26 protein-coding genes and 6 pseudogenes are annotated in these 26,352 nt (G+C 66.4%); 15 read left to right on the forward strand and 17 right to left on the reverse strand.

Annotation, left to right across the window (positions count from 1 at the left end):
• Positions 1-21 precede the first annotated feature (21 nt).
• The 10 genes and pseudogenes from G4G28_RS00370 (at position 22) to G4G28_RS00410 (ending at position 8,091) form a co-directional block, all read left to right on the forward strand.
• Positions 22-306 carry an HU family DNA-binding protein gene (locus G4G28_RS00370; RefSeq protein ID WP_182990414.1) on the forward strand — a complete coding sequence of 95 codons (285 nt, stop codon included), beginning with the start codon at positions 22-24 and terminating at the stop codon, positions 304-306.
• 100 nt (positions 307-406) lie between these two features.
• Positions 407-1,042, forward strand: a complete 636-nt coding sequence (locus G4G28_RS00375) for a LysE family transporter (protein WP_182990415.1) — start codon at positions 407-409, stop codon at positions 1,040-1,042.
• Positions 1,043-1,185: 143 nt separating this feature from the next.
• Positions 1,186-1,596, forward strand: a pseudogene (locus tag G4G28_RS28750) (FecR domain-containing protein); the annotation flags it as partial.
• 235 nt (positions 1,597-1,831) lie between these two features.
• A pseudogene (locus tag G4G28_RS28755) lies at positions 1,832-1,903 on the forward strand (hypothetical protein); the annotation flags it as partial.
• Positions 1,904-2,024: 121 nt separating this feature from the next.
• Positions 2,025-3,161 carry a hypothetical protein gene (locus G4G28_RS00385; RefSeq protein WP_183107930.1) on the forward strand — a complete coding sequence of 379 codons (1,137 nt, stop codon included), beginning with the start codon at positions 2,025-2,027 and terminating at the stop codon, positions 3,159-3,161.
• An 87-nt stretch (positions 3,162-3,248) separates the two neighbouring features.
• A complete protein-coding gene (locus G4G28_RS00390; protein WP_182990419.1) occupies positions 3,249-3,515 on the forward strand; it encodes a DUF493 family protein in 267 nt (88 codons plus the stop codon).
• Positions 3,516-3,630: 115 nt separating this feature from the next.
• A complete protein-coding gene (gene lipB, locus G4G28_RS00395; protein WP_182990420.1) occupies positions 3,631-4,335 on the forward strand; it encodes a lipoyl(octanoyl) transferase LipB in 705 nt (234 codons plus the stop codon).
• A gap of 23 nt (positions 4,336-4,358) precedes the next feature.
• Positions 4,359-5,360, forward strand: a complete 1,002-nt coding sequence (gene lipA, locus G4G28_RS00400) for a lipoyl synthase (protein WP_182990421.1) — start codon at positions 4,359-4,361, stop codon at positions 5,358-5,360.
• A gap of 242 nt (positions 5,361-5,602) precedes the next feature.
• Complete coding sequence (locus G4G28_RS00405) at positions 5,603-5,830, forward strand: hypothetical protein (RefSeq protein ID WP_182990422.1); 228 nt, start codon at positions 5,603-5,605, stop codon at positions 5,828-5,830.
• A 269-nt stretch (positions 5,831-6,099) separates the two neighbouring features.
• Positions 6,100-8,091 (forward strand): helicase-related protein, encoded by a 1,992-nt coding sequence (locus G4G28_RS00410; RefSeq protein WP_182990423.1) that lies wholly within the window; start codon positions 6,100-6,102, stop codon positions 8,089-8,091.
• A 100-nt stretch (positions 8,092-8,191) separates the two neighbouring features.
• Here the strand turns inward: G4G28_RS00410 and G4G28_RS00415 are convergent, their stop codons facing one another.
• Positions 8,192-8,530, reverse strand: a complete 339-nt coding sequence (locus G4G28_RS00415) for a ribonuclease E inhibitor RraB (RefSeq protein WP_182990424.1) — start codon at positions 8,528-8,530, stop codon at positions 8,192-8,194.
• Between the two features lie 103 nt (positions 8,531-8,633).
• Between G4G28_RS00415 and G4G28_RS00420 the strand changes: the two genes are divergently transcribed.
• Complete coding sequence (locus G4G28_RS00420) at positions 8,634-9,062, forward strand: PaaI family thioesterase (RefSeq protein WP_183107931.1); 429 nt, start codon at positions 8,634-8,636, stop codon at positions 9,060-9,062.
• Positions 9,063-9,095: 33 nt separating this feature from the next.
• Here G4G28_RS00420 and G4G28_RS00425 read toward each other — a convergent pair whose 3' ends face one another.
• The 8 genes and pseudogenes from G4G28_RS00425 to G4G28_RS24925 all read right to left on the reverse strand — a co-directional run bounded on the left by G4G28_RS00425 (position 9,096) and on the right by G4G28_RS24925 (position 13,224).
• Positions 9,096-9,737, reverse strand: coding sequence for a hypothetical protein (locus G4G28_RS00425; protein WP_182990426.1), 642 nt, complete (start codon positions 9,735-9,737; stop codon positions 9,096-9,098).
• A gap of 200 nt (positions 9,738-9,937) precedes the next feature.
• Positions 9,938-10,456 (reverse strand): peroxiredoxin, encoded by a 519-nt coding sequence (locus G4G28_RS00430; protein ID WP_182990427.1) that lies wholly within the window; start codon positions 10,454-10,456, stop codon positions 9,938-9,940.
• 15 nt (positions 10,457-10,471) lie between these two features.
• Positions 10,472-11,107, reverse strand: a complete 636-nt coding sequence (locus G4G28_RS00435) for a BON domain-containing protein (RefSeq protein WP_182990428.1) — start codon at positions 11,105-11,107, stop codon at positions 10,472-10,474.
• Positions 11,100-11,696, reverse strand: a complete 597-nt coding sequence (locus tag G4G28_RS00440) for a phosphoheptose isomerase (RefSeq protein WP_182990429.1) — start codon at positions 11,694-11,696, stop codon at positions 11,100-11,102. The genes G4G28_RS00435 and G4G28_RS00440 overlap by 8 nt, the downstream gene beginning before the upstream one ends.
• A gap of 112 nt (positions 11,697-11,808) precedes the next feature.
• Positions 11,809-12,166 (reverse strand): annotated as a pseudogene (locus tag G4G28_RS24910) (YraN family protein).
• A gap of 3 nt (positions 12,167-12,169) precedes the next feature.
• Complete coding sequence (locus G4G28_RS24915) at positions 12,170-12,661, reverse strand: penicillin-binding protein activator (protein WP_229507818.1); 492 nt, start codon at positions 12,659-12,661, stop codon at positions 12,170-12,172.
• A gap of 27 nt (positions 12,662-12,688) precedes the next feature.
• Positions 12,689-12,871, reverse strand: a complete 183-nt coding sequence (locus G4G28_RS24920; RefSeq protein ID WP_229507819.1) for a hypothetical protein — start codon at positions 12,869-12,871, stop codon at positions 12,689-12,691.
• 56 nt (positions 12,872-12,927) lie between these two features.
• A complete protein-coding gene (locus G4G28_RS24925; RefSeq protein WP_229507820.1) occupies positions 12,928-13,224 on the reverse strand; it encodes a hypothetical protein in 297 nt (98 codons plus the stop codon).
• A gap of 210 nt (positions 13,225-13,434) precedes the next feature.
• Between G4G28_RS24925 and rsmI the strand changes: the two are divergent.
• Positions 13,435-14,351, forward strand: a pseudogene (gene rsmI, locus G4G28_RS00455) (16S rRNA (cytidine(1402)-2'-O)-methyltransferase).
• A 19-nt stretch (positions 14,352-14,370) separates the two neighbouring features.
• On the opposite strand, the gene G4G28_RS00460 reads toward rsmI, so the two are convergent.
• The 8 genes and pseudogenes from G4G28_RS00460 to G4G28_RS00490 all read right to left on the reverse strand — a co-directional run bounded on the left by G4G28_RS00460 (position 14,371) and on the right by G4G28_RS00490 (position 23,190).
• Entirely contained in the window at positions 14,371-15,534 is a 1,164-nt protein-coding gene (locus tag G4G28_RS00460; protein WP_182990432.1) for an FAD-dependent monooxygenase, read from the reverse strand.
• A gap of 7 nt (positions 15,535-15,541) precedes the next feature.
• A pseudogene (locus G4G28_RS27805) lies at positions 15,542-17,655 on the reverse strand (class I SAM-dependent methyltransferase).
• A 70-nt stretch (positions 17,656-17,725) separates the two neighbouring features.
• Complete coding sequence (locus G4G28_RS00470; RefSeq protein ID WP_182990433.1) at positions 17,726-18,229, reverse strand: 3-hydroxyacyl-ACP dehydratase FabZ family protein; 504 nt, start codon at positions 18,227-18,229, stop codon at positions 17,726-17,728.
• On the reverse strand, positions 18,226-20,508 hold the full coding sequence (locus tag G4G28_RS00475) for a beta-ketoacyl-[acyl-carrier-protein] synthase family protein (protein ID WP_183107932.1): 2,283 nt from the start codon (positions 20,506-20,508) through the stop codon (positions 18,226-18,228). The genes G4G28_RS00470 and G4G28_RS00475 overlap by 4 nt, the downstream gene beginning before the upstream one ends.
• An 11-nt stretch (positions 20,509-20,519) precedes the next feature.
• Entirely contained in the window at positions 20,520-21,536 is a 1,017-nt protein-coding gene (locus G4G28_RS24945; RefSeq protein WP_183107933.1) for an SDR family oxidoreductase, read from the reverse strand.
• A gap of 17 nt (positions 21,537-21,553) precedes the next feature.
• Positions 21,554-21,859, reverse strand: a complete 306-nt coding sequence (locus G4G28_RS27715; RefSeq protein ID WP_275944330.1) for a hypothetical protein — start codon at positions 21,857-21,859, stop codon at positions 21,554-21,556.
• A gap of 61 nt (positions 21,860-21,920) precedes the next feature.
• Positions 21,921-22,244 (reverse strand): annotated as a pseudogene (locus G4G28_RS28760) (MBL fold metallo-hydrolase); the annotation flags it as partial.
• Positions 22,198-23,190, reverse strand: a complete 993-nt coding sequence (locus G4G28_RS00490) for a beta-ketoacyl-ACP synthase 3 (RefSeq protein ID WP_183107935.1) — start codon at positions 23,188-23,190, stop codon at positions 22,198-22,200. The gene G4G28_RS00490 and the pseudogene G4G28_RS28760, both read right to left, overlap by 47 nt.
• Positions 23,191-23,431: 241 nt before the next feature.
• Between G4G28_RS00490 and G4G28_RS00495 the strand changes: the two genes are divergently transcribed.
• The 3 genes from G4G28_RS00495 to G4G28_RS00505 are packed head-to-tail and all read left to right on the forward strand — an operon-like array spanning position 23,432 to position 26,327.
• Positions 23,432-23,980 carry a flavodoxin gene (locus G4G28_RS00495; protein WP_182990438.1) on the forward strand — a complete coding sequence of 183 codons (549 nt, stop codon included), beginning with the start codon at positions 23,432-23,434 and terminating at the stop codon, positions 23,978-23,980.
• Between the two features lie 14 nt (positions 23,981-23,994).
• Positions 23,995-25,542 (forward strand): AMP-binding protein, encoded by a 1,548-nt coding sequence (locus G4G28_RS00500; protein WP_229425345.1) that lies wholly within the window; start codon positions 23,995-23,997, stop codon positions 25,540-25,542.
• Complete coding sequence (locus tag G4G28_RS00505; RefSeq protein WP_183107936.1) at positions 25,542-26,327, forward strand: hypothetical protein; 786 nt, start codon at positions 25,542-25,544, stop codon at positions 26,325-26,327. The genes G4G28_RS00500 and G4G28_RS00505 overlap by 1 nt, the downstream gene beginning before the upstream one ends.
• Positions 26,328-26,352: the final 25 nt, after the last annotated feature.

The raw sequence follows: 26,352 nt of genomic DNA on the forward strand, positions 1-26,352 counted from the left end.
TCTTTCAACCCCGGAGGCACCATGAAAAAAGGCGAACTGATCGCGGAATTTGCCAAGCGTACCGAGATGTCCGGTACCGCTGCCAACAGCGCGGTCAACACGATCATCGAGATCATCACCGAGCGTCTGAAAAAAGGCGACACGGTCGGCATCACCGGCTTCGGCACGTTCTCGGTGACCAAGCGCGCAGCGCGCAAGGGTCGCAACCCGGCAACCGGCGAAGTCATCAAGATCGCCGCGTCGAAGACCCCGCGTTTTGCTGCCGGCGCCACCCTGAAGGCCGCCGTCAATCCGCGCAAGAAGTAATCCCGTCACACCGTATTGTCGGCATGCAGCCGCGGCCCCGGCCGCGCGCATGCCGTTTCTGCTTTACCCTTTCCTTCTCTTCGACTCCCGAGTTGCTCCCATGAGTTTCGCCACCTGGATCGCCTTCGTCATCGCCGGCACCGTCATTGCCATTTCTCCCGGTTCGGGCGCCGTCCTGTCCATGTCGCATGGCCTGGCTTACGGTGTGCGCAAGGCCAGCGCCACCGTGCTGGGACTGCAGCTGGGCCTGATCCTGGTGTTGATCATCGCCGGCGCCGGCGTCGGTTCGCTGGTGCTGGCCCATGAAGGGGCGTTCAGGGTCGTCAAGTGGACCGGCGCGGCCTACCTGGTCTACCTCGGCGTGTCGCAATGGTTTTCGAAAGTCGCTACTGGCCCGGTGGCCAGCAGCGCCGGCCTGGCGGCGCATCCGTCCTTCGGCAAGCGCGTGCTGACCGGTTTCCTGACGAATGCCACCAACCCGAAGGGCATCATCTTCATGGTGGCGATGCTGCCCCAGTTCATCTCGAAAGATGCCCCGCTGCTGCCGCAGCTGCTGATCCTGGGCGTGACGATGGTGACCATCGACAGCCTGGTGATGCACGGCTATGCGACGCTGGCCGCCTCGATGCAGGGGCTGTTTCGCAACCCGCGCGCGATGCGCATCCAGAACCGCATATTCGGCACCGTGCTGGTGGCTGTTGGCCTGACCCTGGTCTTCGTCGAGCGCGGCGCGTAAACTGCCTTTTTGCGGCAAGCGCAGGCGTGCTCGTGTTTCAGTCACGCACCAATTGCAACCTTCTGTAAGCCCGATTGCCGCGACAGGCACCGTTGCGGTGTAATCAGGTCGACGCATTCCGTCCCACCCGCCTGGAGCCCATGATGAAACGCCGTTTATCGACCACCGCAACGCTGCTGGCATTGGCGGCCTTTTCCACCCTGGTGCTGGCGGACGAAGCCCCCGGCCGGGTCGGCCGCGTTTCTCTCACCCAGGGCCAGGTCAGCATCAGCACGCCGGGCGAAGCCGCCAGCACCGCGCTGGTCAACTGGCCCGTCACCTCGAACCACACGATTTCCACCGCGCCGGGCGCGCGCACCGAGCTGCGCATCGGCTCGACCGCGATCCGCCTGGACGGCGATTCCGCGCTCGACGTCGTCGAACTCGACGACGACCGCTTGCGCCTGCGCCTGCATTACGGCAGTGCCAGCATCCGCGTCGTCAATCCCGAGGTTGCCGCGGCTTTCGAACTGAGCACCCCGCAGGCACGGGTGATCCTGCAGCAGCCCGGGCGCGTGCGCGTCGATGCCGAACGGGTGCGCGACACCAGCAGCGTCAACGTGTTCGACGGCGTGGCCGTGGTCGAGGGCGGCGGCGAGCGCCTGACCCGTGCGCGCCGGCCGCAGTGCCGAGATGCAGGGGCAGGATCTGCGCACCACGCAGGCGGTGCCGGACGCGTTCGACGACTGGGTGGCCGTGCGCGACCGCGCCAGCGACGCCGTGCTCGCCACCCGCTACGTGCCGGCCGAGATGACCGGCTACGAGGATCTCGACCGCTACGGCAGCTGGCAGAGCAGCAGCGAATACGGCAGCCTGTGGCTGCCGGCGGTCGCCAGCGACTGGGTGCCCTACCGCGACGGCCGCTGGACCTGGATCGCCCCCGGGGCTGGACCTGGGTCGACAACGCTCCCCGGGCTACGCGCCCTTCCACTATGGCCGCTGGGTGCACGTCAACCGGCGCTGGGCCTGGGCGCCGGGCCGCCACGACCGCCATCCGGTGTGGGCGCCGGCCCTGGTCGGCTGGGTGGGCGGCAGCGGCTGGAACCTGAACTTCAGTGCGCGTCCGCAGCTGGCACAGGGCTGGTACCCGCTGGCCCCGCACGAGCGCTACGTGCCGCCCTACGTCATGTCGGAGGAACGCCTGCGCCGCCTGAATGCGCACGGCTGGGGCGATGGCAAGCACGATCGCCGTGATGGCAAGCACGACGGCAAGCACGACTACCGCCGCCGGGGCCTGACCGTGGTGCCGCAGGACCGCTTCGCCCAGCGTGGCGAAGTCGTGGTCGGGCGCGAGCCGCGCACCACGCCGCCGGCGGCCTGGCAGGGCGCGCCAACGGCCCTGCCGCCGGCTCCGCTGCAGGCCTGGCGCGGGCGTGACGGACGCGACGAGCGGCATGGCGGCGAGCGCGATGGCCGCTGGGAGGGCCGGCGCGATGGCCGCCAAGACAACGCCGAGCGCACACGCGCACCGGTCGCCATGCCCGCGCCGGTACCGAGGGCGCAGCCTGCGCCGCTGACGGCGGCTGCGCAGGCGGCCGGCCAGGCGGCAGCTGCGGCAGCCGCGGCCACATCCCCGCAAACAGGTTACGTGCGCCAGCCGGGCGTCATCATGACGGCACCGCCGGCGGGGTTTGCCGGACGCGAAGCGCAGCGCGAAGCACGTGAAGAACGCGATGGCTTCGAAGGCCGCCAGCGCCGCGGGTTCGCGCCGGCGCCGCGCGACGAGGGCGCCGCGGGCGTCATCGGGATACCGCGTCCGGCACCAAGCGCCAGCCCGGCGCCGCAGCGCAGCAGCGCAGCCGCGGTTCTGGAAGCGGTGTCGGCCAATGCGCGGGCGCAAGCGCAAGCGCAAGCGCAAGCGCAAGCGCAAGCGCAAGCCCGGGCGCAAGCACAGGTCCAGATGGCGCGGCCGGTGGCCACCGAGGTGGCACCACCGCAGCGGGTCATGTCGGCGCCGACGCCCTCCCCGGCCCCGTCCGCCGCGTCCTCGGCGGCCCAGTCGGCCGCATCGGCCGCGGTCGGACGCCGCTCCGACAGCGGGCCGAGCCCGCGCGCCGGCTTCCACCAGCGCGAGCGTTGACGCGGGCGGGCGGCAAGGCAGCCGCCTGCCCGGTCCGCACACGCCTGCGCGGACCGGGCTACAATACCCTTTTGCACTGGAATTGCCATGGACCCGAAAGAATCCCTCATCGAATACCCGAGCGACTTCCCGATCAAGGTGATGGGCCCGACGCACGAGGCCTTCGCCACCACGATCGCCGAGGTGGTGACCGGCTTCGACCCCAGCTTCCACCACGGCCGCATGGAAGTGCGCCCTTCGGGCAAAGGCAACTACACGGGCCTGACCTGCACCGTGCGTGCCACCAGCCGCGAGCAGCTCGACGACATCTACCGCACGCTGTCGGCGCACCCGATGGTCAAGATCGTCCTGTAAGCACTGCAGCAAGGGCGGCGGCGCCTGCCCGTCGCCGGGCAAGGCCGGGTACGCTGGCATATAATGACGGAGCTGAGCGTGCAAGGCGCTCGAAACCATTTCCGACCGGATTCCCATGCAACCCACCCGTCCCGCCGGCCCGATCATTCGCGCGCTGGGCCGCGCCGACTACGAACCCACGTTTGCCGCGATGCGCGCCTTTACCGACGCGCGCACGCCGCAGACGCCGGACGAACTCTGGATCGTCGAGCATCCGCCGGTCTTCACGCTGGGCCTGGGCGCCGACCCTGCCCACCTGTTGCAGGGGGAAGGCGTACCGGCGCATGACATTCCCGTGGTGCAAACCGATCGCGGCGGCGAAGTGACCTACCACGGTCCCGGCCAAGTGGTGATCTACCTGCTGATGGACCTGCGCCGCAACAAGCCGGGCGGCAAGTTGTATGCCCGACAGTTTGTGGAAAAAATCGAACAGGCGGTCATCGACGTGCTGGCGGCGTATAATCTCGCCGGTGAGCGCATCGCCGGCGCGCCCGGCATCTATATCGCCGAGGGCCCGCGCCGCGGTGCCAAGATCGCCGCGCTCGGCTTGAAAGTGCGCGGCAATGGCTGCACCTATCACGGAGTCTCGCTGAACGTGGCGATGGATTTGGCTCCGTTTTCATGGATCAACCCCTGCGGTTATTCCGGCCTCTCCACCGTCGACATGCGCACGATGGGCATCGAGGCGCCACTTGCCGATGTGCAGGCTGCACTGGCGCAGGCGCTGGTGCTGCACCTGGCGCAAGGCCTCAAGCCTGCCGAACCGAACAACTCCAACTGAAGCCCGTCTGGGCCCTGAGCGACATGACTACCGAAACCGAAACCGGTCTGAATTCTGCCTCGAACGCCGCCTACAACGCCAGCGACAAGCAAAAAGGTGCCAGCAAGACTTCGCGCATCCCGATCAAGATCGTGCCGATCGCCGAGGCCGAACGCCTCAAGAAGCCCGAATGGATCCGAGTAAAAGCGGCCACCGCCTCGTCGCGCTTCTACGAGATCAAGGACATCCTGCGCGCCAACAACCTCGTCACCGTGTGCGAGGAAGCAAGCTGCCCGAACATCGGCGAATGCTTCGGCAAGGGCACGGCCACCTTCATGATCATGGGCGACAAGTGCACGCGCCGCTGCCCGTTCTGCGACGTCGGCCACGGCCGCCCCGACCCGCTCGACGTCAACGAGCCGGGCAACCTGGCGAAAACGATCGCCGACCTGCGCCTGTCGTATGTCGTGATCACCTCGGTCGACCGCGACGACCTGCGCGACGGCGGCGCCGGCCACTTCGTCGAGTGCATCACGAAAACGCGCGCCCTGTCGCCGAATACCAAGATCGAAGTACTGGTGCCGGACTTCCGCGGCCGTTTAGAGAAGGCACTGAACATCTTCGCCGATGGCTTGCCCGACGTGATGAACCACAACCTGGAAACCGTGCCGCGCCTGTACAAGGAAGCGCGCCCGGGCGCCGACTACAAGCATTCCCTGGTGCTGCTGCGCGACTTCAAGAAGATGTACCCGAACGTGGTCACGAAGTCCGGCATCATGGTGGGACTCGGTGAAACCGACGAGGAAATCCTGCAAGTCATGCGCGACATGCGCGAGCACGACATCGACATGCTGACCATCGGCCAGTACCTGGCGCCGTCGAACTCGCACCTGCCGGTGCGCCGCTACGTGCACCCGGACCAATTTAAAAAGTTCGAGGAAGCGGCCTACGAGATGGGTTTTGTCCACGCCGCCGTCGGTGCGATGGTGCGCTCCTCGTACCACGCGGACCAGCAGGCGCACAACGCGGGCGTGGCTGCCGCCTGAGCGTCCACAACAAGAAGACAGCCTGGCGCATTGCATTGGTGGGCAGTCAGGCTTGTCGGATTGATGTCTGCAGCATCTTCAACGCGCTGTCGGGATTTATTCTTTATCTTCCCGAACGCTGTTCAGCCGATGAACACGGCCTTATCATTCATGCATGGATGATAAGGCCGTTTCATTTGGTGGCGGCGACGACGCGCTCACGTGCGGGAAGAAGTTGAGTGGTTTCCGGAAAGGACGAGAACGTGAAGTTCAGTATACGAAAACCGATCGAGCTGACCTTATTTGCGGCCATCGTCATATTATTGGCTTTTTCATCACTTATTTTTAAAGAGCCGACATTCGATGCATTGCAAGAGGAATGCAGGGCTACTTGCCTGAAGCAGGAAAAATTTGGAAGAATGGTCAAGCGGGACGAACCTTTCACTACCAAACCATCTGGACAACACTTTGACTGTGTTTGCGGAGCGTGAGCCGTACACGCGCTGCCGCAGCGTCTATTCCCACGGTGACCATGGCGCGCGCGTCTTGTATGGCTGCCAGCGCGTTTGTCGCTTGGGTTCACACTTCCATGTTGCGACAAGCAAGGCAGTAATGGGCCAGAGTCAAACGCACACCTGACCAACCCGGGCACGACAGGGAGGCCGTTTTGATTGCGACGCCCCATCCACACCTTGCGGAACGAGAGCAATATCCCGTCCGCGCTATAGTGATAGCAAGCAGACATCACCTTCAATGACACATGAGTAATTCCCGCTACGAAACTGACGAGAACGACACGGGCGACGACGACGCCTTCCTCGGACGCGAGCTCGGCCTGGCCGAGCGCGGCATCGAGCTGGTCAAGATGGAAGGGCGCGTGTTCCTGCGTTTTTCCGGAGAAGTGCGCTACGAAGGCTTGCGCGTACCTTATGCGCTGGTACCGGCGCGCGGCGTGCTGGCCAAGCCAAGTAAATGGCGCAAGATGGATTTGATTGCCCGGCGCGAATTGATCGAGGAACGCACCGGCGACAAGGCGCTGGCCGAGCTGCACATGGACGCCGAGGAATTCGTGCGCGACATCGCCGAGCAGGCCGACGATGCCGGCTTCGATCCGCGCCTCTTCCTGGGTGTGCTGGACGAACTGGAAACCTCGGAGCCGGCCGACTACGTGTTCGAGCGTATCCGCCAGCGCGTCGAACACGCGATCGAGCGCGAGCAGGAAGAGCGCCACGCCGCCCGCACCAAGGAAAGCATCAACCTGGCCGAGTACCCGCAATCCTTCGAAGTCGCCAGCCGCATGCAGCGCAAGTTCATCGCCCTGCTCGGCCCGACCAATTCCGGCAAGACCCACCGCGCGATGGAAGCGCTGGCGAAAGCGCAGAGCGGCGCCTACCTGGCGCCATTGCGCCTGCTGGCGCTGGAAAACTACGAACGTTTATTGGCGGCGCGTCCGCATGGCGAGGAACTCAAGGTCAGCCTGATTACCGGCGAAGAACGCCGCATCGCCGAGGGCAGCACCCACGTCGCCAGCACCGTCGAGATGCTCGACAGTAAAACGCCGATCGAAGTCGCCGTCATCGACGAAATCCAGATGCTGGCCGACCGCGACCGCGGCGCCGCCTGGACCGCCGCCGTCTGCGGCGCGCCGGCGTCGACCGTCTACCTCGTTGGCGCACCGGAAGCGCGGCGTGCCATCGAGGCCCTGGCCGAGCGCCTGGAAGTGCCGCTGGAGGTGCATGTGCTGAAACGCATGGCACCGCTGGCGATGGAACCGTCGCCCGTACGCAAACTGACCAATTTGCGCCGTGGCGATGCCGTCATCGCCTTTTCGCGGCGCGACGTCCTGATGTGGCGCGACATGATCACGGAAAAGGGGCTATCGGTCGCCACCGTCTACGGCAACCTGTCGCCGGAAGTGCGGCGTGCCCAGGCCGAGCGCTTCCGGGAAGGAAAGGCCGACATCGTGGTCGGCACCGACGCGCTGGCCATGGGCCTGAACATGCCGATCGCGCGCATCGTCATGACGACGGCCGTGAAATACAACGGTGTCGAGGAAGAAGAGATTTCGGCGGCGCTGGCCAAGCAGATTGCCGGCCGCGCCGGCCGCTACGGCGTGCACGAGGAAGGTTTCGTTGCCGGTTACGACGACGACACCCATGAAGTGATGCGCGCCCTGATGAAGGAAAAGATCCCGCCGGTGCCGTCCAGCGGCTTCGCGGTCGCGCCATCGCTCGAGCAGTTGCACCGGATTTCATCGGTCACCCACGAAACCTCGCTGGTGAAACTGTTAAAACGGTTCGTGCACAACATCGACGTGCCGGACGGCTTCTTCTATCCGCGCATCACGGAAGACCAGAACGAGCGCGCCGAATGGCTCGATACCCTGGACCTGTCGGTGGCCGAGAAATTCATGCTGTCGCTGGTACCGATATCAAGCCGGGTGCCGATGCTGCAAAGCGCCTGGGAGCACTGGGCCCTGTCGCTGGCGAAGAAAAAGGTCTGCAAGCTGACGCCCCATTCGCAGGAATTGTTCTGGATGAATTTGCAGGAGGTGGAAGACACCTGCCGCATGTATTCGGCCTACGCCTGGCTTGGCTACCGCCAGCCCGACTTTTTCCCGAGCATCGAAGAAGCGCAGAAACTGGCGCGCGAGGCGGCCGAGCGCGTCGATTCCCTGCTGCAGCAGCAAAACGCGGCCACGCGCAAGCGTCATGCCGGCAGTGGCGGGGGCAAGCCGAAGCGGCGCGCGTAGGGTGGCCGGCTCCACCCGACGCCAGGCATTCCCGCTGCTCCAGCGCCGCCCACGCGTTCACACCATGCAAGCACCGGGGCGGCTGGACACCAGGCTGCGGCTATTGCGCGAAGCAACCCCAGCCGTCGTTCTGCCCGCCGAGCTCGGTAGCATCGCGCGCCAGCAGGCGTTCGTAAGCGGTGACGTTGGCGTGGGTGGGAACGATGACCGGGTGCGCCTGCACCTGCCAGGGAAAGCCCGGCTTGTCGTAGCGCGAGAACGAGACCTTCTGGCCTTCGCGCAGCAGGTAGTTCGCAAAGCGTAGCGCATCTTTCTCTTCCGGGAAGATGACCGAAAAGTCGACCTCGCGCGCCTTTGCCAGGTCGTCGCCGTCGTGTCGCATGTTCCACAGGACGTTGCCGTTTTCGTCGTCGGGAAATTGCAGAAAGTCTCGTTCCATGGTGTCCCTGTGTGCTGCGCCGCGTTGCCCCTGGCGTGGGGCGTCTTGCACGCGCTGGCGGCGCCCGGTGTAGGATGCCTGATTCTACAGTTGGGAATACCATATGGACAATAAATATACGCCCGAAAGCCTGAACCGCTTCGGCCAGGGCACGCTGCCTGCCCACCTCGGCATCGAGATCACGGAAGTTGCCGAAGGCCGTGTCGGTGCGCGCCTGCCGATCCAGCCGCACCTGCTGGCGCCGAATGGCTACCTGCACGCCGGCAGCGTGGTGACGCTGGTCGACACCGCCGCCGGCTATGCCTGCATCGCCCACCTGCCGGAAGGGGCGCACAGCTTTACCACGATCGAGCTGAAATCGAACCACCTGGGCACTGCGCGCGCCGGTGCGATCGCCTGCGTGGCCACGCCCGCCCACCTGGGCCGCACCACCCACGTGTGGGATGTGACGGTCACGGACGAAACGAATGGCAAGACGATCGCCCTGTTCCGCTGCACCCAGATGATCCTGTATCCGAAAAACGCCGCTTAAGCGTTTCGACGTAACGGTGCTGGCGGGGCGATCTTAAGGTTGCGGCGGCACGCAGGCCGCCGCCATGCCGGCGGCGGTGCCGCCCACGGCGGGTAAATCGGATGGCGCCTTGCCGTTGCCGACGAGGATGGCCGGCTGGCCTTTGTAAGTCAGGGTCAATTGCTCGCCCGCGTAATTGGCCGGGGTTTTCGGCACGAACACGGCGAAACGGTAGTTCAGGTCGGGATAGAAACCGCTCTGGAAAATCTGCTCGGGCGGGCCTTCCTGGATTTCGGCGGCAATCGCGTCGAGGAGGGGCGTGGCGTCGCCGCGCGTGTTCAGCTCGGCCTGGCCCTGGTAACGCAGTGTGTACGGGGGCAGGCCGCCGTATTCGCGGCCTTCATAGCTGACGCGGAAATTGTTGACGTTGTAGTGGAAGCCGCGCCGCGCGTGCTCGGTGACGTCGACGTTGCACAGCACGAAAATGGCCCAGAAGCCGTGCGCATCCACCGGCGACAGGTGGCCGACACGGTACAGGGCCGCCGACAGCGGGATCGGATTGGTAAAGCGGATCTCGTGTGCATTGGCCACATGCTGGTATTGCAGGACAGCCAGCGGCTGCGGGCGCGGCCCGGCGCACGCTGCCAGGCCGAGCAGCGCGGCAACGACGGTTATCCTGCGAATTGAGTGACCCATCCTATCTCCTTGGCGAGCATGAACGCAGGCTCGCGCTCAGCGAACGCATCAAGCTTGGCCGATTCCGGCGCCGCAGGCTTGCGTTAAGTCAGGCGTGCTGTGGCGCTCGCGCCTATACAGCCGGGCCTGCGAGCCAGTTTAATGACAGATCGGCATCACGGCAAGGCGGACACGACAGTAGAGGGCAGCCGCACGCTGTTTCAGCCGGCAGCCAGCGCCTGGCGCAGCAGCGCATGGACTTCGGCGAAATCCGGTTCGCCGACATAGCGTTTGAGGATGCTACCGTCCTTGCCGATCACGAAGGTGGTCGGTGTCAGGGTGACGTCGCCGAAGGCTTTTGCCAGGTCGCCGCCAGCGTCCAACGCGACAATGAAGGGCAGCTTGCGCGTTTCCGTGAAATTGAGGACGTAGTTGGGCGGATCGTACTGCATCGCCACGGCGACGAATTCCAGGCCCTGCCCCTTGAACTTGTTATACGTGTCGACCATCGCCGGCATCTCGCGCACGCAGGTCGTGCACGAGGTTGCCCAGAAATTGACCATCACCACCTTGCCGCGCAAGGCCGGCGTGCTGATCTTGTCGCCGGCAATCGAGATGAAGGTGACGTCCGGCGCCTTGGGTGTGGAGAAGAACGCGGCATAACCGCCGCCCGCCAGCGCGAGCACGAGCGCGCCGATGGCGGCGGGCCGGATCCATGAGCGGGTGGTGCGAGCGGTCATGAGGTCAGCGCAGGATTACAGGGCGACCGAGGAGGTCTTCGGATACTGGGCCCGCAGTTCCTCTTCGGTGAGGTACTCGAAGATCTTGACCACGCGCTGGACGCCGGAGACGCTCTTGGCGATGTTCGCGCCGAGGTCGCCTTCGCGCTGGGTCACGCGGCCCATCAGGTAGACGGTGCCGCGCTCGGTGACGACCTTGAACGAGGTGGCCGAGATGGTCTTCATTTCGACCAGGCTGGCCTTGACGTTGCCGGTGATGATGGCGTCCGAGGAGCGCGAGGTATAGCTCGACGGGCCGGAAATGGCCAGCTCGTTGATGACGTTCACCACGTTCTCGATCTTGCGCACTTCCTGCTCGACGGCGGCTTTCATCGCCTCGTCGCGCACTTCACCGGTGAGCAAGACTTTGCGGTTATAGCTGGCGATGTTGACGTGGCCGGCCGAACCGACCAGTTTCGGCACCTGCATCTCGGCCTTGACGGTGATCGCCTTGTCCTCGGTCTGCGCGCCCAGCGTGCGGCGGTCCATGGTGGCGGCCGCACCCATGGCGGCGCCACCGATGACCAGCGGCACGCAGCCCTGGAGCGAGCCCAGCAGGGCTGCGCACAGGACGGCTTTCGCCAAAGGGCTGTTCAGGCCGCGTTCATTCATTCTCGTCTCCTCCGAATAGCGCGACGTCGATGCCGTCGCAAATAGCGTGAATTGCCACCAGATGCACTTCCTGGATGCGCGCGGTACGGCTATGCGCCACGTTGATGTGCACGTCGGCGTCGGTCAGCAATTTCGCCAGCGCGCCCCCGTCCTTGCCGGTAAAGGCGACGATGCGCATTTCGCGCTCGAGCGCGGCTTCGACGGCGGCGAGCACGTTGCCCGAATTGCCCGAGGTCGAGATCGCCAGCAGGATGTCGCCGGCCTGGCCGAAGGCCTGCACCTGCTTCGAGAAGATTTCCTTGTAACTGTAGTCGTTGGCGACCGCGGTCAGGATCGAGGTATCGGTGGTCAGGGCGATGGCGGGCAGCGGAAAGCGCTCGCGCTCGAACCGGCCGACCAATTCGGCCGCGAAGTGCTGGCAGTCGGCGGCGGAACCGCCATTCCCGCATGCCAGGATCTTGTTGCCGTTGGACAGGGCGCCGAACATGAGTTCGATCGCCTGCGAAATAGGGAGCGTCAGGCTTGCTGCCGACTTCAGTTTGAGGTCGGCGCTCTCCTGGAAGTGAGCGAGGATGCGTTGAGTGTTCATAGCCGAAGATTATAGTGCAGTGGCAAGCCGGGACGGCAAAGCGTTTTAAGAATTGCTTACATTTCAACGGTGTACTGGTGTTTCGTACGGGGCCGCGTACGGTTCGTCGCGCTCACGCTTCGATCACGTTCTGCAGCCACTCCAGCTGGTCGCCATCGATGGCAACGACGTCGAAACGGCAGGGCGGCGTCACAGGCAGGCGTTGCAGATATACCTGGGCGGCGCGCACCAGGCGCCGGATCTTGGCCGGGGTGATGCTGGCGGCCGCGCCACCATGGCGGCGGTCGGCGCGCTGGCGCACCTCGACAAAGACCGGGGTGGCGCCGTCGCGCATGACGAGGTCGATTTCCCCGCCCTTGCAGCTGAAATTGACTTCCACCAGGGCGCAGGCCGGCGCGCTCGAGGTGGCGCAGCGCCGCCTGTTCCCACTCGCGGCCTGGGCCTGCTTCGGCGAGAGGCGCGGCGGCCACATGTCATCTCCCGGCCGCCACCGGCTCGTAGCCGATACCGTCGCGGTACACGGCCGTGGCCTCGTCGCGCCGCAGCGACCAGGCGCCATTGTTCATGCGCACGCTCAGGCGCCCGGTCACGCCGTCGAGCTCGAAATTGCTGCCGGGGCGCTGCACCAGTTCGCGCGCAAGCCGGAAAGCGTCGATGCCGAGCGCGTACAGGCGCTGCATGTCGAGCGACTCGAGGTCGACCGGGCGTGGATACACCATCACGCTCGGGTGGTCCGGCTGGATGGTCCAGGGCAGGTCGAGCAGGCGCACGCCGTCCAGTTCGGGTACCGCCAGCCCCGGTTCGCGGCCCGGGTTGGCGGCCGAGACGCCATAGGTCGGCAGGGAAGTGCCCAGCGCGCTGCGTACCTGGCGCAGCCCGCCGGCATCGAGCGCGGCGAACACGAGTTCGGGACGCTCGCTTTCCAGCGCGCACACGCAGCGCGGCCAGCGCATTGCCGTCGACATAGCCCTCGTTCACGGGCAACTCCACGCTCAGATTGGTGCGGCCGAGCCGGTTCCAGCGCGCCGCGAAGGCGCCGGCCACGCGCTGCTGCCACGCCGCGCTGCCGCCCAGCACCGGGCGCGGCCACCGGGGTGTTCCGCCGCGGCCCAGTCGGCCACCTGGCGCGCTTCGTCTTCCAGCGACAGGCCGACCACCAGCATCTGCGCCGGCAAGGGCCGGTCGAGCTGGGGGGTGGGTCAGCGCCAGCGTCGGCTTGGTCACATACTGGCTACCGGCCACCGCGGCGACATTCGGGCGGGCCAGCGGGCCGACGACGATGTCGTTGTCGGCCACCGCGCGCGCATAGGCGGTCCAGCGTGGACTCGGGCGAATCGCCGCTGGCGACGATGTTGACTTCGATGCCGGCGCGGTCGCGCTCATGGCCGGCCAAAAAACCGGCGCGCACCGCATCGGCGGCGCGGCCCAGCGCGGGAGACTGCAAGGGCAACAGCAGCGCAACGCGCGCGCCGTTGCCGCTGCGGGCGCTCGCCTGCGGACCATTCCCTTCGTCGGGGTAGAGTTCCACGGGAGACGTCACCGTTTCCGAGCGCTCCGGCTCGGCGGGCGGCGGTGGACGTACCGCACTTGTGTTTGGCACAGCGGGCGCGCACAATCCGCCCGGTACGCCGCAACCCCGATCGGGGGGCAAAGGTGTATTGCCGCAGCCGGCAATCAGGCCGAACACGGCGGTGGCCAACAGGCCGTTTAGTATTTTTATACGCATCGCATCCTCAACATGACCGAGAATCAGTCTTCCCATCAGCCCATCGATATCGCCAAGCTCCCTGTGATGGCCGAGGCAGCCCAGCAGTCTTATCCTACAGCAACACTGTACGTCGTGGCGACGCCGATTGGCAATGCTACCGACATCACGCTGCGTGCGCTGCACCTGCTGGCCCTGGCCGACGTGGTTGCTTGCGAGGATACGCGTAAAACCGGCGCCCTGCTCACCCGTTACGGCTTGAACAAGCAGATGGTGGCGGCGCACCAGCACAACGAGCGCGAGGTGGCCGACAAGCTGGTCGCGCGCCTGCGCGCCGGCGAACGGTGGCGCTGGTGTCCGATGCCGGCACCCCGGCCGTGTCCGATCCGGGCGCGCGCATCGTCGACGCCGTGCGCGCGGCCGGCCTGCGCGTGATCCCGCTGCCGGGCGCCTCGGCCTCGGTGGCGGCGTTGTCCGCGTCCGGCCTGGTCAACGACCGTTTCAACTTCGTCGGCTTCCTGCCGGCGAAGTCGAAGCAGCGCGAAGCGGCCCTGCTGGAACTGGTACGGGAACCCGCCACCCTGGTGATCTATGAAGCGCCGCACCGCATCGTCGACTGCGTCGAGGGGCTGTCGAGCGTGTTCGAGCCGACCCGCCAGGTCGTCTTTGCGCGCGAGCTGACCAAGATGTTCGAGGAAGTGCATCGCTGCCAGTTGCAGGAGGCGCTGGCCTGGGTCAGGTCCGACCAGCACCGCGAACGCGGTGAATTCGTCGTGCTGGTCGAGGGCGCGACGCTCGAGACCGACGCCCAGGATATCGAGGCCGAACGGATCCTGCAGATCCTGCTGACCGAATGCAGCGTCAAGCAGGCGGCCAACCTGGCGGCGCAGATCACGGGGCGCAAGAAGAACGCTTTATATGAGCGTGCCTTGCAGATCAAGGGCGAATGATCGAACGACGTAGGGCGGCCTAAGCCACCGCCACCGGCCGCAAATGCGCGCTCTGTCGGCTGCTGCCCTGCAAGGCCCCATTGAAACAGGCGGCGAAGCTGGCCTTGTCGGCGAAGCTGGACACGAGCGAGTGGCCATAGGTCACCACCGCTTCGTTGACCCCATGGCGGCGGCGCTGGTAGGCGTCCAGCGCCTCGGTCAGCGGCAGCATGCCCGACAGCGCAAGCCCGAGCTGCTGCGCCAGTTCCCCCGCGTCTTCGATCGCCAGGTTCATGCCCTGGCCGGTGATCGGGTGCACGTTGTGGATCGCGTCGCCCAGCATTGCCACGTTGTGCCGATGGTAGGTGTCGAGGTTGATGCGCCCGATCGGAATCCCTTTGAAGATGCCGGTGTCCGTCACTTCGTCCACCGCGTCGGCGCTGGCCTCGCCGACGAAATGCCGCAGGCGTGCGCGCAGCAGGGCGCCGCTGCGGTCGGCCATCAGCTCGCGCATTTCTTCTTTCGGAAAACTGACCACCACCCGGCCCTCGCTGGCGCTGACCGGATAAAAATAGGCCAGGCCGTGGCGGGAGTCGACATACAGCCGGTTGCACTCCTCCACGCTGGGCACCAGCCGCGTCGTCCCGAAGCACATCGGCGCCGGGTAGACGGTGCGTTCGGTGGTGATCGCCAGCAGCCTCCTCGTATAAGACGCGAAACCGTCGGCGCCCACCATCACCGTGGGGGCGACCGTGTGCCCGTTATCGAGCGTGACGGTGGCGACCCCGCCGTCGGCACGCGATGCCACGCTGGCGATGCGGGTATTGAACAGGCATTCGATGCTTTCGAAACGCGTCATCTGTTCCAGCACCAGGTTGCGCAGGCGCTCGCAGGGAATCAGGATGAAGTAGCCCAGTTCGTCGTTGGCGCGGTAGTCCACCGTGCACAGGGGTTCGCGGTCGTGGAAGACGCGCAGCAGCTCGCGCCGGCGTCCGCCGATGGCGGCCACCTCGTCCAGCAAACCCATGTTCTCGATGACGCGGATGCCGGCCGGCTTGAGCAGGTCGGCGCCGCTGAGCATGCGCCCGCGGTCGGCATGCTCGACCAGCAGCACGCGCCGCCCCTGGCGTCCCAGCAGGTAAGCCAGGGTGGCACCGGCGATGCCGCCGCCGTTGATGAGGACATCGACCTGTTCGTGTGCCATTGTGGCCCTATGCCTGGACGGGAACGTAGTTGGCGATATTGAAGAAGCGGTAGGCGTTCAGGGTATCGAGCCCGGGGAAGCCTTCCGGATGGATGCGCCCGTGCACGGCGCCGCTCGGCGTGAAGCCCGCCAGTGCCAGCGCCAGGCGGAACTCGTTATACGGCATCATGAACTGGCGCGACAGGAAGTGCATGCCCCAGTTGAAGGGATGCGGCAGCTTCTCCACTTTCATCCAGGCCGCGTCGTCCTGCGGCGTCTCCTCGATCAGGTTTTCGGCCCAGGGGCTGTGGGCCTCGACCGTCAGGAAGCCGTGCTCGATGAAGGGCTTCCAGCGTCCCATGAAGTCGACCAGGTCGGCCGCGGCGACGAAGCCGGGCACCAGTCCCTGCGCGTCCGAATAGGCCACGCGGAAGGCATTCTTGAGCGTGGCGAGCGTCCATTCGCCTGCCGGCAGCGCCGCGCCGTAGAAGGTGGCGGCGACATCGGCCAGCAAGGCACGGTTGGCGCTGTCCGGTGGGCCTGCAGCACGCGCTCTGCATCGGCGTCGCTGCGGATCTGCAAACGCCGGTTATGGACCAGGAACATGAAGGTGTGGACGAAGTCGCGCAGGCCGGGCGCGCGCAGGCTGCCGTCGGCGCCGCGCATCCGCAGGCCGCTGTCGCGCACCGCCTCGTCGTATTTGGCCGGGTCGGAGATGTCGGCGTGCAGCACGCGCGTCTGCACGCCCTCGTGCCCGTCGAAGGCCGACAGGGTTTCGCGCGCGCGGCTGCGCGCCGATTCGTTGTAGTCGGCGCCGATCACCAGCAGCGGGTGGGTAGCCAGATGGCGGCCGCGCGCCGTGTGCCCGATGACGTAGTCGGCCAGGCGCTTGAGTGCCGTGCCGTCGCCGCAGCCCATGTCGGCAAGGCCGGCGGGCTGCTGGTCGAGCGGCGTCTCGTCGAAGATGCGGTGGATGATCTTCTGCGAAATCTCGCGCGAGGCCGGGCCCGAACCGGCACCGCTGGAGGCGTAGATGTTCATCACCCGGTCGATATGGGTGTCCTGGTCGATGCCGAGCGGGTCGGGGTCGCCGAACAGCAGGTCCTGCAGGCGCGCGTACGAGCGCAGGTAAGAGGCGGGCAGGGCGGCGAAGGGCGCCGCGATCGGGCGGTACACGTCGCGCGCGCTCGGTCAGGCGCACGCAGGTAGCGCCGGGGTTGAATTCCACCTGGCCGAGGCGCGCCAGCAGGCGCCAGGCTGCCGCCGGGAAGACCGGATCGGTGTTGGCGCTGCCCGGGGCCAGGGCGATCCAGGTGCGCTCGTTGCCGACGGCGCCGAAGATCGACGGCGCCACGGCCGTGCGCTTGTTGTTCTTTGTTCGAACACGGGCATGTCGAGCGCGATCAGGTCGGTCCGGCCAGCAGGCCGTCCATGGCCGTGACGAGCTGGGTGCGTACGCGGCGGGCGAGGGCGGTGTCGTCCTGGTTCTCGCCCAGGCCCCAGCCCTGCGCGCTCGTCGACCAGCGCCACATAGGTGGCCAGCGCTTCCGGATCGATCAGGCGGCGGTGGCACAGTGCGTGGCAATGCTGCAGCACGGCGGTGGCCGCGGCCAGGCGCTTGAAGGTGGCCAGGTGGGCTTCGACGATACCGACCGCGCAGGCGCCGGCCGGGGTCAGCGAATAGCGCATGGTCCGGTCGCCGCCTTCGCAGCGCAGCCAGCCTTGCAGCGCCAGCAGGTTGAAGGCGCCCCACAGCGTGCCCGGGTTGCGCTCCGGGTCGGCCTTCTGGCTGCGGGCAAAGGCCAGCATGGAGCGGGTTTCGCCCGGTGCCAGGTCGCGGAAGGCGCCGCTTTCCACCAGCTTGGTCAGCGTGGGAACGATGACGATCCCGTTCGCCCACTGGAAGCTGTGGCTGTAGGCGAGGATTTTCAGAGCGTCGGCGCTCTGCATGCGCAGGCTGGCGTCGCCGTCGGCCTGGACGCAGGCGATCGGACCGGCGCCCTCATCGAGTTCGACCCGCAGGCCGCTTGTTGCCGGCAGGCCGAGGAGGGCGCGCGCCTCGGCGCCATGCGAGTGCAGGTAGGCGTTCAGTTGCGCGGCCAGCAGGGTGTCGCGGCACGGAAAATCGAGTGGTTTGTTCATTTTTCTGTCCCAAGCTTGGATGAAGTGTGTTGGTGTTATCGGGTTCGCTCACCGAAGGCGCCGGGCAGGGCTACTGTTCCAGCTTGCTCTTCGATGCCTTGCCTACCGTAAGCCTGCCGCGTACGCAGCTCTTGCCGCCCTGGCTGGCCAGGACCTTGAAGTGGACGAATTCTCCCAGGCGCTCGTCGACGTCCACGCGCAGTTGCAGCAGCGTGCCGGGAAACACCGGGCGGGTATTGCGCACTTCCGTGCGCAGCAGGATGTAGATGTCGTCCGGGTCGGGTGGCGAAGCCGCCCGGCGCGCTTCCAGCGCCATGAACATGGCGCAGGTCTGCGCCAGCGCTTCCGTTACGAGCACCCCGGGCATGACCGGGAAATCCGGAAAGTGCCCCTGGAACCAGGGCTCGGCACGCGAGACGGCTTTCACCGCGTCGAGCGATTCGCCTGGCAGGTAGGCACCCAGGGCGTCGACCAGCAGGAAGGGCTCGCGGTGCGGAATCAGGCTTTTCACATCGATGCGGCGCACGTCGACCGGGTCGGCGTTCCCCGATTGCAGGGCGAGGTGTGCGCTCATGCGCGGCGCTCCATCACCAGCGCGCCGAACTGCCCCTGTTCGTCGAGCGAAACGATGCCGAGCCGGCGCAGGACCGGCGGCTGGCTGCCGAGGATGTGCGTGCGCACCAGGTCGGCATCGCCCCACAGCACTTCGCGCGCCAGTCCCGGGGCCAGCAGCGTGCCGCAGGATTCGCCATAGCCGTACAGGCGCTCGCCCGGCAGCAGGCTGTTGCTCACACCGAGCCCGCCGATGGCGCTGCACAGGGCATCCATGTCGAGCAGGGCGCTGCCGCAGGCGAGGATCACCGCGTCGAGCGCGGGCGTGCCGAAGCGCGCCTGCGCCTCTGCCTTCAGCGCCTGCGCCAGCTCGAGCGCGCCGGCAGCGGCCTTCATGCGGATGCGCGGCGCGTAGAACACAAGGCCCGCATCGACCGGGGCGGGAACCAGCGCGTGCACCACCGCCACCTCGCGCTGGACGGCAAACGCGGCCCGGTGATAGTCCGACGCCACCTCGACCCCGCCGACGAGCGCGCAGTCGATCGCCCCTTCCACCAGGCCGTGCAGGGCTGTTTGCAGCGCATGCATGCCGCCGCTCTGGCCGGCGGCGATGGTGCAATTCGGCCCCGTGATGCCGATATAGCTGGCGAAATGGCTGCCCACCACATTGGCCAGGGTATTCGGCGCCAGCAGCGGGCTGGCCTCGTCCGGACCGTGCACCTTGATGCACAGGTCGAACTGGTAGTCGTCGCGCAGGTTGACGGTTTCCTCGCAGGTGTAGACGCCGATGCGCTCCGGTGCCGAGGAGAGCAGCTGCGCCAGGCGCGCCTCGTCGAGCACGGCCACCGCGGCGCCGCCGAACAGGCGGGTGGCGTCGCTCAGGTAACGGATCTTGCGGCCGAGGCGGCGTTCGCTGTCGTAGTCCGCCAGCGGCGCCTGCAGCGCGGCGTGGCGCTCCGCCAGGCCTGGCAGCAGTGCCGGGCTGCTGGTATCGGCCGCCAGCGTGTAGCGGCTGTTTGCAATCGCAAATTCCATCGTGGTCTCGCTCTGTGTGGTTATGGGTGGGCGGGTTCGAATCGGCTGAACAGCACGGTGGCGACATTGCCGCCGAAGGCGAAGGCGTTGCTCATCACATGGCGCATCGGCAGCGCGCGCGCGGCCGGGCACGACGTCGAGCCTGACGGGGAAGGCGCTGTCGATCTCGGTCGTGTTGATGGTCGGCGGGGCCACCTGGTGGTGCAGGGCCAGCGCGCAGGCCACCGCTTCGAAGGCGCTGGCCGCGCCCATGCAATGGCCCAGGCTCGACTTGATCGAACTGACCGGCAGGCTGGCGAGGCGCTCGCCGAACACGCGGTGCATGGCGACCGCTTCGGACTGGTCGTTGGCGGCGGTACCGGTACCGTGCGCGCTGACATAGTCGATGTCGTCCGGGCTCAAGCCGGCCAGCTGCAGCGCGCGGCCCATGGCGGCGACCGCGCCGCGCCCTTCCGGATGCGGTGCGGTGGCATGGTAGGCATCGCAGGTCAGCGCATAGCCGGTGACTTCGGCGTAGATGTGGGCGCCTCTAGCGAGGGCGTGTTCGTATTCTTCCAGCACCAGCATGGCCGCGCCTTCGCCCACCACCATGCCTTCGCGCCGCTGGTCGAAGGGACGGCAGGCGGTCGAGGCCGAGGCGCTCAAACGGTGGAAAATCGTGTAGCAGGCGCGGCTGAACGGGTCGGCGCCACCCACCGGGGCCATGCTTTCCTGGCCGCTGCGGATGCGTGCGAAGCCGCTGCCGACGGCGTAGTTGCCGGCCGCGCAGGCGTTCACGAAGGTCATCGCGCCGCCCTGGCAACCGAAGCGCCGGGCCACCACGGTGGAGAGGAGCGAAGCGCCGAAGTTGGCCAGTCCTTTGCCCTCTTCCGGCGTCAGCACGGATGCTTCGTTCAGGTCGTGACGGTCGATGACCTGTTCCACGAGATCCTGGTTGCCCATCGTGGTACCGATCAGGACCGAGCAATCGTTGCCGTCGGCGAGCACCGCACCCAGGCCGGCGTCGCCCAGCGCCATGCGCGCCGCCGCCAGCGCATACCCGACCGCCTGGCCATACTCGCCCAGGCTCGCGTCCTGCGCTTCCGGCAAGTCTTCCCAGTCCTTGATTTCCGCCGCCAGGTCGCGCGGATACAGGGCGTTGGGCAGGCGGGTCAGCCTGTCCACGCCGCTGACACTGCCGGTCAGCGCGTTCCAGAATGCCTCGGTGCTCGATCCGACCGGGGAAACCACGCCCAGGCCGGTGATGACGACTCGTTTATTTGCCATTGGAAGTCTCCTTATGCGCTCATGCCGCCGTCGATGACGAGGGTCTGGCCGGTGATGTAATCGGCGTGCTGCGACAGCAGGTACAAGACGGCGTCGGCGACTTCGTCGACGCGGCCCATGCGCCGCAGCGGAATCCGTTTGTGCAGCTTCTCGCGCGCCGCTTCCGGCATCGCGCCGACCATGTCGGTGTCGATGAATCCGGGCGCGACGGCATTGACCTGGATGCCGAAGCGGGCCACTTCGGCCGCCAGCGTCGCCGTCAGCGCCAGCAGGGCCGCCTTGCTGGCGGCGTAGTTGGCCTGGCCCGGAGACGCGCGCAGGCCCGAGACCGAGGACATGTTGACCAGCTTGCCCTCGCTGCGGCGGATCATGCGCTCGAGAACAAAGCGCGCCATGTAGGCGCTGCCGTTCAGGTTGACGTCGATGACACGGTCCCAGTCGGCCAGCGGCATGGTCAGAAAACTTTTATCGCGGGTGATGCCGGCGTTGTTGACCAGGGCGAAAATCGGTCCCTGCGTGGATTCGATCTGTTCGACCAGTGCACTGGCGGCGTCGGGGTCGCTGATGTCGGCGCGGTAGGCGCTCACCTGGCGGTCGGCGCCGCGCAATTCGGCCACCATGGCGTCGGCGATAGCCGCTTCGTTCTGGTAAGTAAACGCCACGCGCGCCCGCAGTCGGCCAGGCGGCGCACCACGCCATGGCCGATGCCGCGGGTGCCGCCGGTGACCAGCACCAGTTTGTTTCTCAAATCTACGAACATGCTTGACTCGGGAGGTTGAAGAAGAGGCCGCCGCGATCAGGCCGGCCATCCGGCGCATGCTGGCCAGGTGCAGGTCGGCGGGAACGAAACCTTCCGATTGCGGCGCCCATTCGCGGTGCAGGGCGCGGGCGAGCAGGTCGAGCCGGGCGCGATGCTCGGGATGCGCTTGCTCGAGGTGACCGATGTGCGCGTGAATGCGTTCTTCGAGGCGCCGGCAGGCTCGCAACGCGTCGGCGACGCCGTTCGTGGCGGCGGCACCGGTGAGCATGCCGCCGTGCCCGGGGATCAGCTGACGCAGCGGCAGGGCGCCCAGTGTCGCCAGGGTGCCCGGTAGCGGGAATAATCATCGAACACGAGCGGGTGCCATGCGCCGCTGGCCTCGTTGCGTTCGCCCAGCGCATCCGAGGCGAACAGGCGCGCACGGCGTTTGTCGTGAAACACGATCTGATCGTCGGCGTGGCCAGGCGCGGCGATCGCGCGCAGCGCATGTTCCGGTCCCAGCACCAGCAGCTCGCCGGCCGCCACGGGCGTCACCGGCAGCGTCTCCCGGTGCGCGCGTCCAGCCGGCCGGCGCCGGACCGATGCGCGCATTCATGCTGTCGATGAAAGCTTGCGCGCGCGGACTGCCCCATCCGGCGGCGCTGGCGCTGGACGCGAGGATGCGTACCCGCGGCAGGCGCGGTACCAGCCAGGGCAACAGGGCGCAGTGGTCGTAGTGCATGTGGGTGACGAGCCAGTGGCGCACGTGCGCCGGGTCGCCGACGATGGCGAGCAGCTGCTCCCACACGATCGGGGCGGCGGCACTGACGCCGCCTTCCACCAGGCCCAGGCGGCGGGGCCGGTACGTAGCAGGAACACCGGTACTTCGCTGTCGCCCAGCAGGTACAGGTCGTCGTCGATGCGGCCGGGCCCACGCAGCAGCGTGGCGCTCATGGCTTGCGGTAGAGGGCTGCGCCCCAGGTCGCACCGGAGCCATAGGTGAGCATCAGCACCAGTTCGCCGGATGCGATGCGGTCCCAGTTCATGGCCAGCGTCGCGGGCATCGAGGCCGAGGCCATGTTGCCCAGCTGGTCGACCGTCAGGTGCAGCTTTTCGGCCGGGATTTCGAGGCGCAGCTGCACTTCGTCGAGGATGCGCAGGTTGGGCTGGTGGCAGATCACGTGGTCGATGTCGCGGATGCCCAGGCGATGGCGCGCCAGCATCGCGCGGGCGATGCGTACCAGGGTGCCGCTCGCATGCTCGAACATGGGCCGTCCGCGCATGACGAATTCGGTGCGGCCGGCGTCGATGTCGGCCGGGCTCAGGAAACGTTCGCCGGCGGTACCGGGGGCGGCGGTCATCAGGAGGTCGAAGTAATGGCCGTCGGCGCCGAGTTCGAGGTCGATGATGCCGCGGTCAAGCGCGGCACCGCCCTGGACCACGGCCGCCGCGGCGCCGTCGCCGAGCAGGATGGCGAGGTTGCGCCCCGCATCGGAGCAGTCCATGCGCTTGGACAGCACCTCGCCGCAGACCACCACCACGTTGCGGTATTGCCCGCCCCGGAGCAGGCCGTGCGCCAGGCGCAGGCCGTACAGGAAACCGCTGCACTGGGCGCGGATGTCGACCGCCGGCGTGTGCCCGAGGCCGAGCTCCGCCTGGATCAGGCAAGCCTGCGAGGGATCGTGGTGGTCGGGCGAGAGGGTGTTGACGATCAAGAAGCCGACCTCGTCGGCCCCGATGCCGGCGCTCGCCAGCGCGCGCTGCACAGCCGGCACCATCAAATCGCGCGTCGTTTCACCGGGAGAAACATGCCTGCGCGTGATCACGCCGGTTCGTTCCAGAATGAATGCCTCGGTCGTATTCATGCGCTGCTCCATCGCAGCGTTATTCATCACATTATGCGGCAAACATAATCCGATCCCGCTAATAAACGAATTGCTCATAAGTAATTATCCTTATTATTGTGCATTCATTCGACCAGGCAAATTCCGCAGAAAGATACGCAGCATTCCATCCCTCGTCAATCGATAAATTTATTTTTTGTAAACGTTGACTCTGCAGTATTTCTTGGGTTTAATGAGCGGCCTTTAGGATTGCTCGGAATGTACGGAATAATCAAAACGGGTAATCCATGCCGATAGAATAATCAGGTCGCATGAATATGCACGGGGGATGGCGCTGATAATGAAAACCGCTATTTATTTCGGTTCCACCTCCGGTAATACGGAGGAGGTAGCCGATTTGATTGCCCGCTATCTCGGCATGCATCAGGTCGACAAATACGACCTTGCCCGTACCGGCCTGGCCGGCGCCGATGCCTATGACTTGCTGGTCTTCGGCATCCCGACCTGGGATGGCGGCAACCTGCAGGGGGACTGGGAGGACCGCTGGCAGGAGTTGTCCCGGATTGATTTTTCGAATCGCCTGGTGGCCCTGTTCGGGCTGGGCGACCAGTACGGCTACAGCGAGACTTACCTCGACGGCATGGGAATGCTGCATGCGCATTTGAGCGGACTGGGTGCGCGCATCGTCGGCAGCTGGCCGGCCGCCGGCTACAGCTTCGAGAGCAGCAAGGCGCTCTGCCAGAGGGAAGGACGCTTCGTCGGGCTGGCGCTCGACGTGGAATCGGAGGGGCACCTGACCGAGCCACGCGTCATGGAATGGTGCCGTCAAGTGGTTGAGGCCGCGGCCGAACGGACCGTCTCCGCTGCTGTTACCTGTGCTGTTACCTGATTCCTAGGAAGCAAATGTCACCAGATAATCTTGCACGTGAATTGCTTGAGCGAAATATCGTGCCCGACGCACCGCTGTATTACTACGGCAACGAGATCGTCACGCATGGTGCTTTCAAGAAACAAGTGCTGCGTTATGCCAGTTTGCTGGAGGAGCGCGTACAAGCCGGTCAATTCGTCGTCATCGCATTGAACGATTCGCCGGTATTATCCGCGCTATTCCTGGCGTGCATCGCGCTCGGTGCCGTCCCGGTCATGGTCAATCCACGTTTGTCGGCCGGCCAATTACGGGCGATATGTGTCGATTGCCAGGCCAGCATATTCATTGGGCATGAAGAGCGTTATGAAACCGTCCAAAATATGCTTGGGGAATTGATTCCCCAGCCTGTCTTATATATGCGCAGTACCAGTAATTATCTCGACCAGGACCAGGATCTCGACATTTTCCTGATGGGCGGGTCCGAACGCTGGAATGATTTCCACTTATCCGCAGCGGATAGCCTCTGCTATCTGCAGTACACCTCCGGCTCCACCGGAACGCCGAAGGGCGTGATCCACACGCGGGCGACGACGCTCGGGTTTTGCCAGAGTTTCGCCGGCGCGCATTTAAAGCTGCGAAGCGAAGACCGCCTGTACTCCGTACCCAAGATGTTTTTCGGCTACGGCATGGGCAACAGCCTGTTCTTCCCCCTGTTCAGCGGCGCCAGCGCGGTACTCGACGAGCGCTGGCCCGACCCGCGCGCTGTCGCCGCCAACCTGGCGCGCTACCGTCCCACCGTCTTCATGGCCGTGCCCGCGATGTACCGCGCCCTGCGCGCCGATGCCGCCGTGCTGGCATCCTGCGTGCGCATCGCCTTCTCGGCCGGCGCCTCGCTGCCCGCCGCCGAATTCCGGGCCTGGCAGGAGCGCGGCGTGGAGATCTGCGACGGTATCGGCGCCACCGAGGTGGGCCATGTATTCCTTGCCAACGCGCCGGGCCGGGCCCGCCCCGGCGTCACCGGCCTGCCGCTGCCGGGCTATCGCTGCGCGCTGCTGGGCGAAGAGGGCCAAGCCGTGACCGACGCCGGCGGATCCGGCGTGCTCGTGGTGAGCGGCCCCGGCGTGAGCCCCGGCTACTGGAACAGCCCGCGCCATGGCGACGCGGCCTTTGCCGGCGGCACCTACCGCACCGGCGACCTGTTCCTGCTCAACGAAGACGGCAGCTATACCTACCAGGGACGCGAGGACGACAAGTTCAAGGTCAACGGACGCTGGGTGGTGCCGATTTCGGTCGAACGGGCGCTATGCGACCGCTTCCCCGACGTGGCCGAAGCGGTGCTCGTTCCCTCCACCCGCGAGCACGATGGCGCCAAGCCGACCCTGTTCATCACGCTGCAGCCGGGCGGCCAGGCGCTCGACAAGGACGGCATCGACCTGTGGCTGCGCGGCAGCTTCGAATCGCACCACCTGCCACGCCGGATCGTCCACCTCGACGCGATGCCGCGCAACGACAACGGCAAGCTCGTGAAACACGAATTGATCGCCCGGGCCGCGGCCCTGCTCGGCGAGGAGGCACACGCCTGATGCGTATCCTGAACTGCGCCGTGCAGATGCCGGCCGAAATCGACATGGCGATCGACGCGCTGCTGCCTGCGGCCCAGGCGACGCTGGCCGGTGCCGGCCTGGCCGCTACCGACATCGACATGATCGTCACCATCTCCGTCTCGCCCGACCACCTGGCGGTCGACCCCTGCATCATCGGCCCGCGCATCGGCCACTCGCTGCAAAGGCCCACGGGTGCCGAGCACGCCTACGTGTTCGACCTGATGGACGCCAGCGTGGCCAAGGCCCTGCACCTGGCCGACATCTTCGCCTTCCAGCAGGGCTACCGGCGCGTGCTGTTCGCCCGTGCCGAATGCGGCCACGGTGTGCGGCCCGATCCCGTGTCCGGCTTTGCCGTTCCCGATGGTGCCATGGCGCTGCTGTGCGAGCCCACCGGCACCAGCCGCTGGTGCAGCCGCACGCTCGACGGGGTCAAACCGCTGATGTTGATGCTCAACGAGACGATTCGCCACGCCGGCGACCAGACCACGCAGGTGCGCTTCGCCCCGCCGCCCGACATTGGCGCCCGTTACGCCGAGGCGGCGCGCGCCTGCGTGGCCGAACTCCACGGGCAAGCGTGGGACGGCGCCCGCCATCTCGTCGAGCACTGGCAGATGGACGGCAGCGGTAGCGGCCCCTTCGACAGCGCCCTCGGCCTGGCGCCGCTGCTGGCGGAGGGCGCCGCGGGTGAACTCACCCTGCTCAGTTTCGACCCCTTCGGCCCCGCCGCCGATGCCGTCACCGTGAGTTACGGGAGGAGCGCATGATGGAGCACCGCGTCAAGATTGCCGC

Origin of the sequence: Massilia sp. Dwa41.01b (assembly GCF_014171775.1) — a bacterium.
Taxonomy (GTDB): Bacteria; Pseudomonadota; Gammaproteobacteria; order Burkholderiales; family Burkholderiaceae_D; genus Telluria.